This is a genomic window from Bradyrhizobium sp. ARR65 (assembly GCF_000472385.1).
GTDB lineage: Bacteria > Pseudomonadota > Alphaproteobacteria > Rhizobiales > Xanthobacteraceae > Bradyrhizobium.
In genome coordinates this window covers 152,204-159,241 of record NZ_AWZU01000016.1, presented here as the reverse complement: position 1 = coordinate 159,241, position 7,038 = coordinate 152,204, and the positions used below count along the sequence as shown (strand labels likewise).

Annotated in this window: 7 protein-coding genes; 6 read left to right on the top strand and 1 reads right to left on the bottom strand. The window is 64.9% G+C overall.

Annotated features, from left to right (window positions below; genetic code table 11):
• From F758_RS0119265 to F758_RS0119240, 6 genes are all read left to right on the top strand, one after another.
• A partial coding sequence (locus tag F758_RS0119265) for a methyl-accepting chemotaxis protein (protein WP_024509402.1) occupies window positions 1-928 on the top strand: 928 nt, incomplete at its 5' end.
• Window positions 929-994: 66 nt separating this feature from the next.
• Window positions 995-1,483: a chemotaxis protein CheW gene (locus F758_RS0119260; protein ID WP_024509401.1), complete on the top strand. Its 489-nt coding sequence runs from the start codon at window positions 995-997 to the stop codon at window positions 1,481-1,483.
• A gap of 5 nt (window positions 1,484-1,488) precedes the next feature.
• Window positions 1,489-2,337: a CheR family methyltransferase gene (locus F758_RS0119255; RefSeq protein ID WP_024509400.1), complete on the top strand. Its 849-nt coding sequence runs from the start codon at window positions 1,489-1,491 to the stop codon at window positions 2,335-2,337.
• 14 nt (window positions 2,338-2,351) lie between these two features.
• Window positions 2,352-3,446: a protein-glutamate methylesterase/protein-glutamine glutaminase gene (locus F758_RS0119250; RefSeq protein WP_024509399.1), complete on the top strand. Its 1,095-nt coding sequence runs from the start codon at window positions 2,352-2,354 to the stop codon at window positions 3,444-3,446.
• 8 nt (window positions 3,447-3,454) lie between these two features.
• Window positions 3,455-5,182, top strand: coding sequence for a hypothetical protein (locus F758_RS0119245; protein WP_024509398.1), 1,728 nt, complete (start codon window positions 3,455-3,457; stop codon window positions 5,180-5,182).
• A gap of 13 nt (window positions 5,183-5,195) precedes the next feature.
• Entirely contained in the window at window positions 5,196-5,876 is a 681-nt protein-coding gene (locus F758_RS0119240) for an alpha/beta hydrolase family protein (protein ID WP_024509397.1), read from the top strand.
• Between the two features lie 38 nt (window positions 5,877-5,914).
• Here the strand turns inward: F758_RS0119240 and F758_RS0119235 are convergent, their stop codons facing one another.
• Window positions 5,915-6,889, bottom strand: a complete 975-nt coding sequence (locus F758_RS0119235; protein WP_024509396.1) for a 2-dehydropantoate 2-reductase — start codon at window positions 6,887-6,889, stop codon at window positions 5,915-5,917.
• Between the last annotated feature and the right edge of the window lie 149 nt (window positions 6,890-7,038).

The window sequence follows — 7,038 nt, the reverse complement described above, 5'->3', positions numbered from 1 at the left end:
CGAAGCCCTGACCGCGGCGCAGAACGTCTCGGCCGGCAGCCAGGAGCTCTCGGCCAGCGCCGAGCAGCTCTCGCAGGGCGCGACCGAGCAGGCCTCCTCGGCGGAAGAGGCCTCCTCCTCGATGGAGGAGATGGCCGCCAACGTGAAGCAGAANGCCGAGAACGCCAGCCAGACCGANAAGATCGCCGCGCANTCNGCCAAGGATGCCGAGGCGAGCGGCGCCGCNGTGGGCCGCGCGGTGCAGGCGATGCAGACGATCGCGGAGAAGATCACCATCGTGCAGGAGATCGCCCGCCAGACCGACCTGCTCGCGCTCAATGCCGCGGTCGAGGCCGCGCGCGCCGGCGAGCATGGCAAGGGCTTTGCGGTGGTGGCCTCCGAGGTGCGCAAGCTCGCCGAGCGCAGCCAGGCGGCCGCGGCCGAGATCGGCACGCTCTCGACCGAAACCGTCAAGGTCGCGCAGGAGGCNGGCGCCATGTTGTCGAAGCTGGTGCCCGACATCAAGAAGACGGCNGAGCTGGTCGAAGAGATCACCGCCGCNTGCCGCGAGCAGGATGTCGGCTCGGCGCAGATCAACCAGGCGATCCAGCAGCTCGACAAGGTCGGCCAGCAGAACGCCAGCGCCTCCGAGCAGGTGTCCTCCACCTCCGAAGAGCTCGCCTCGCAAGCCGAGCAATTGCAGGCGACAATCGCTTATTTCCGCATCGATCAGAACGCAGCCAAGACCAAGCTGGATGCGCCTGCGCCGATCGATCGCGCGGTCGGCCAGCTTCGCGCCAAGGCCCAGACCATGGCCGCGGCCGATCGCGGCGCAAGAAAACCTGTCACAGCCAGGCCGGCCCGTGCCGCCAAGGCGGCAAGCGGCGGCGGCTTTGCCTTCGCCATGGATGATGGCGGCGACGATCGCGATGCAGATTTCCAACGCTGATAAACATAACAAGATTGGCGCGGCGTAGTTGGGCCGCGCCAATCAAAACCTCTCAAGGACGGCAACATGGCCGAAACAGCGCAATACCTAACGCTTGGTCTCGCAGGCGAGACGTTCGGCATCGGCATCCGCAATGTCCGCGAGATCCTGGACATGCGGCCGATCTCGAAATTGCCCCACGCTCCGCACTTCCTGCTCGGCATGATCGACGTGCGCGGCAGCGGCTATCCGATCGTCGACTTGCGATTGAAACTGGATCTGCCGAGCGTGCCGGCGACGGATGCCACCCGCATCATCATTCTCGACGTGCCGATCGGTGACCGCGTGGTTGGCGTCGGCTTCGTCGCGGATTGCGTCTACGAAGTCACCGACATCGACGAGAGCTCGATGGAGCCGGTACCGTCGGTCGGCGGGCGCTGGCAGTCCGATTACATCGCAGGCATCGGGCGCAAGGCCGACAAATTCGTCATCATCTTCGATCTCGCGCGCCTGATGGCGCATGAGGGCATGCCGGCAGGGCAGGAGACGCAAGTCGACGCGCCTGTCGCCGCGTGAGCGCCATGGCTTTGGATATGCTGGAAAGTCCGCTGCACCTGTCCGACCGGCATTTCCGCACGATCGCCAAACTGATCGAAGGGCAGGTCGGGATCAAGTTGCCAGCCGGCAAACGCCTGATGCTGGAGGGGCGGCTGCACAAGCGTGTCCGCGCGCTCAACTACGCCGGCCTCAACGAATATGTCGAGACCTTGTTCGAGGCCGGTCAGCTCGACGGGGAGCTCACGCATCTGATCGATGTCGTGACCACCAACAAGACCGACTTCTTTCGTGAGCCGTCGCACTTCACCTTCATGAGGGAGGTCGCCGTTCCCGAGCTCCTGAAGCCGCGGGGTCGCGGTGACCTGAAGATCTGGAGCGCGGCCTGCTCGACCGGAATGGAAGCCTACAGCACCGCCATGGTTCTCGACGACATGACGAGGACCGGCTCGCGATTCCAGTTTCGGATCCTCGGCACGGATATCTCCACGGCCGTGCTGCGCCTGGCCAAGACCGCGATTTACACGCGCGATACGCTGGAGCCGGTGCCTCCTGCCTTCACCAAGCGCTATTTTCTGTCGGCGAAGGATCGCGCGAGCGATGAGGTGCGTATCGTCCCGGAACTCCGCCGGCGCACGAATTTCATGCGCATGAATCTGATGGATTCCAAATATCCGGTCGATCGCGATGTCGACATCATCTTCTGTCGCAATGTATTGATCTATTTTGAACGGGAGACCCAGCGCAAAGTCGTCGAGCAGCTATGCGCGCATTTGAGGCCCGGAGGCTACCTGATGGTCGGGCACTCGGAATCGATGGTTCACAGCGTCGTGCCGGGGCTGAAACAGGTTCAGCCGACGATCTTTCGGGTCTAGAACGGAGCGCAGCCATGCTCGAAAAGAAAGTGCGTGTGCTGATCGTGGATGATTCGGCGTCGGTGCGCCAAATCCTGACGACGATCCTTTCGGAAGATCCCGATATCGAGGTCATGGGGACCGCATCCGATCCCTATGCGGCGGCCCGCCGGCTGCAGAACGAATTGCCTGATGTCATCCTTCTCGATATCGAAATGCCGCGTATGGACGGCATCACCTTTCTCCGCAAGATCATGGCGCAGCATCCGATCCCGGTGATCATCTGCTCCTCGCTGACGGAAGAGGGCTCGGACCTGATGTTCCAGGCGTTCGAGGCCGGTGCGGTGGATATCGTTCCCAAGCCGCGCATTGATACCCGCCAGGCGCTGCTTGAATCCTCGGGGCGGTTGCGCGACGCCGTCAAATCGGCGGCGCGCGCCCGGGTGCGGCCGCGTCTTGCGAGGCGCGCGCCTGTGGAGAAGAAACTCACCGCCGATGCCATCATACCGCCGCCTGTGCAGGGGCGGTCCCGGCCCGTGACCGAGCGCATCGTCTGCATCGGCGTGTCGACCGGCGGGACCGAGGCCTTGAACGACGTGCTCGAGGTGTTGCCGTCCCATTGTCCTGGCATACTGATCGTGCAGCACATGCCGCAGGGCTTTACCGCCGCCTTTGCGCGGCGGCTCAACGGCGTCTGCGAGATCAGCGTGAAGGAGGCGGAAGACGGCGAGCCGGTGCAGCCGGGCCACGCCTATATCGCGCCCGGGGCACGGCACATGCTGCTGCAACGGACCGGCTTGCGCTATCACATCGCGATCAAGGACGGACCGCCGGTATCGCGGCATCGGCCCTCGGCCGACGTGCTGTTCCGCTCGGCCGCGCAATATGCCGGCTGCAACGCGCTCGGCATTATCATGACCGGCATGGGGGACGACGGCGCGCGCGGGCTGCTCGAGATGCGCAAGCTCGGCGCCGCGACGCGCGCGCAGGATGAAGAGAGCTGCGTCGTGTTCGGTATGCCGAAAGAGGCGATCGCGTTGGGCGCGGCGGAAAAGGTCGTTTCGCTCAGCCAGATCCCGCGCGAGATCATGCTTTGGTACCAAGCGGGGCAGCCCGCCTTGATGGCTTGAGCCGAAGGATGTTGGCCCCCGTCCAGCCAGACGCGATCAGCGTCGCGATCCGATCGATCGAGGACGTCTCCTCGCGCATCGAGGAGACTTTTGCCGAGGCGGGTGATCAGCTAGGTCGCGGGCACGCGATCTTTCAGAACTTGAATCAGGCCTTGAGCGCGCTGTCCGAAGAACTCTCCAGCGCGCAGATCGAGGGCGCCTCGGAAGCTCTTCACGAGGTTGCAAAGCGGCTGAACGGACTGGCGGAGGCGCTGCCGGCGGAAAGTGCTCTGTTGGGTCGTCTCGGCAAGGCCGCCAACGAGGCTTCCGAGCTGCTCAAGCCGCTGTTCAAGGACGTGCAGATGATCTCGATCATTGCCCGCAGCGCCAAGATCGAAGCAGCCTCCCTGGCGCGGGATCGGGAGGGCTTTCTCGCCTTCACACAGGAAGCCCACGAACTCGCCAGGGCGGTGCAGCAGTCGCTGGAAACATGCGCGCGCGATCAGGATCTGTTGTCCAAGGCGGTCGTCACCGCGCTTAACCGGCAAAAGGATTTTGAACAGCGTTATAAGGCGCAACTGCTTTCGGCGGGCGGCGATCTGATCTCCGCCTATTCAGGCATGCGGGAGCAGCGCAACAAGAGCGTAAATCTGGCCGAGCTCGCAGGCGCAAGCACCAGGAAGATCGCCGAGGCGGTCGGGCGATCGATCATCTCGCTTCAGGCCGGCGACAGCGCGCGCCAGCGCCTGGAACATATCTGCCACGGGCTTGGCGTTGCCGGCGATACGGCGCCGGGCCTGATGCCGCCAGCTGCCACCGAGGCGTCAAATGCAGGCCTCCTCTGCCGGCTCCAGGCCATGCAGCTCAAGGACGCTCAGCGCGAATTGGACCACGATATCGGCGAGATCGTGCGCGCTTTGTCGGCCATCCTCGGCGATGCGGTCGCCGTCGTCGGCCAGGGACGCTCGCTCTATGGCGGTGAGAGCAGCGACTCCTCGTCGTTCCTGGCCCGCATCAAGGAGATCCTGGCACAAGCCTCGACGCTGATCGCGACCTGTGAGAGCGCGGGCAAGTCCGTCGACGATGCCTTGACGGTGGTGGAGGATACGCTCGGCAAGTTTCGCAACGCGATCGCCGGGCTGTCCGAAGCCGTCGTCGACATCACGCTGATCGGCATGAATGCCTCGCTTAGGGCCAGCCATCTCGGCAGCAAAGGCAACGCCTTTGTCGTGATTGCCAATGAACTCAAGGCGACTGCCGATCACGTCTCCATCGGAGCCGCGCGCCTCAAGCCCGCGCTGGACGGGATCGAGACATCGGCGAACGAGCTCAGGGGGCTTCGCGTCCACGGCGATCCCGCGCAACTGGCCAACCTCGAACCGTCGATCCTGCATGCCTTGCGCGAAGTCGAAGCGGGCAACGCGCGGCTCGGCGGCCTGATCAGCCGGCTGGCCGAGGAGGGGGCCGAATTTGAAGGCCTGATGACCTCCGCCTCGAATCTAATGACCGAGCTCGGCAAGGGCGCCGCGTCCTTGCCGGCCGTGGCGACCCGGCTGGAAGCTGCCGCCATCACGGCACACAAGGCGGCGCTCTCGGCAGGCGATGAAGCCGTTCTTGGCGATCTCTTCGCCCGCTACACCATGGAGCGCGAGCGCGACGTACATCGCGAATTCTTGAAGGGTTTTGGCCTCACGCCCAAGGCGCCGGCGCAGACTGTTAGTAGCAGCGAAGCCGACGACGGCGTGCTGTTGTTCTGATAGCCTGGGCTGCATGAACGAGCAGCTCACGATCGATGTCGGCAAGTCGGCCTCCGTTTCCGCGCTTCTCACGCGCCCGGCGGAGCCGCACACCTGCTTCGTGTTCGCCCATGGCGCTGGCGCCGGCATGACGCACCCCTTTATGGAAGCCGTCGCCGCAGGACTTGCCGCCCGTGACATCGCGACGTTGCGCTACCAATTCCCCTATATGGAAAGGGCCAGCAAGCGGCCCGATCCGCCTGCGCTTGCGCAGACGAGCGTGCGCGCTGCGGTCGAAACGGCGGCGCGCGCCTGTCCGGGGCTGCCGCTGATCGCGGGCGGCAAATCCTTCGGCGGGCGCATGACCTCGCAGGCGCAGGCAAAGAGCGCGCTTGCCGGCGTGGCCGGCCTGGCCTTCTTCGGCTTTCCGCTGCATCCGGCCGGCAAGCCGTCCGACGAGCGGGCGGCGCACCTTGCGGATGTTCACATCCCCCTGCTGTTTCTGCAGGGCACACGCGACAAGCTCGCGGAGCTCGACCTGCTCAGAGGCGTTGTCCAAGGCCTCGGCGCGCGCGCCTCGCTCCATCTCGTCGAAGGTGCCGACCATTCCTTTCACGTGCCGGCACGTTCGGGGCGTAATGATGCCGAAGTGATGGATGAGGTGCTGGATGCGTTTGCCGGATGGAGCGGGAAAACAGCGCTGAAGCGCGATTGATCCGGCGAGGAGACGAGCGACGACATCGGGGCGATTACTCAGACGCCGTACAGCCCCTTGTCCCGCGCCTTCTGGATTGCAAGCGCCGCCAGCAGGTCGAACGAGGGCGTGGATAGCCCCGCCGCTCTCGCAAAGGCGGCGGGCGCGCGCACCAGCGCATCGATTTCCATCGGACGGCCGAGCTCGTAATCCTGCAAGATGGATGGCTTGTGATTAGGCGCGGGTCCGCTTCGCGTCACGCGCTTGACATTGGGGACGTAGTTTTGCGCGATCTGGTTCGCTTCCTCGAGCAGGCGCGGGATCACGTCCTGCATCGCCGGATCATCGCGCACCGCGCGTGCGGTCTGCCCGGTCAGGAGGCACAGCACCGATAGCGACATGTTGGTGAGAAGCTTCGACCAGATTGCCTCCCTGATCTCTCTCACAGGCGGCGATTCGATTGCCGCGGCCTCAAACGTCGAGCGCAGCTCAGTGATGCGGGCGCTGGCACGATCGTCGCATTCGCCGACCAACAGGCGGTTGCGGTCGGGTGAGAGATTTTCGACCACGCCGGGCGCGATCACCTCGTTCGAGGAAAAGATCACGCCGCCAATGATCCGCTGTTTCGGGATCGCGGCCCGCAGCCGTCCGCCTGGGTCGAGGAAGGAAAGGTCGGGCGGCGGCGGATGATCCGGGGGCAGGCCGAGATCGTACCACCAGGGAATGCCGTTCTGCGCAAGCACGACCGCCGTGTCATCGCCGAGCAAGGGGCGCAGTCCCTCGGCGAGGCTGCCGACGGCGGTTGCTTTCAGCGTGCTGATCACGAGATCCTGAGGCCCGAGTGCCGCCGGATCGTCGGAGGCGGTCACGTTTGCGCGAAGCTCGGCCTCGCCAACGCGCAGCGCAAGGCCGTTCGTCCCCACTGCCTTTAGGTGCGGCCCGCGCATGACGCAGGCGACGTCGTGGCCCGCCAGCGCGAGCCGCACCGCAAAATGACTGCCGACGGCGCCCGCGCCGAAAATGCATAGCCGCATCGGGATCGAGTCCACGCTTCATAATGGCGAGCCCAGTTTCCACAAAGCCAATCCGCGGCGCAATGGGTCGCAGGGCCGTGTGCCGACCGGACGGCTTGCCGCCCCAGTCGAAATGCCACATGCTGCTCATGACGCTTTTCGGCGGAGTA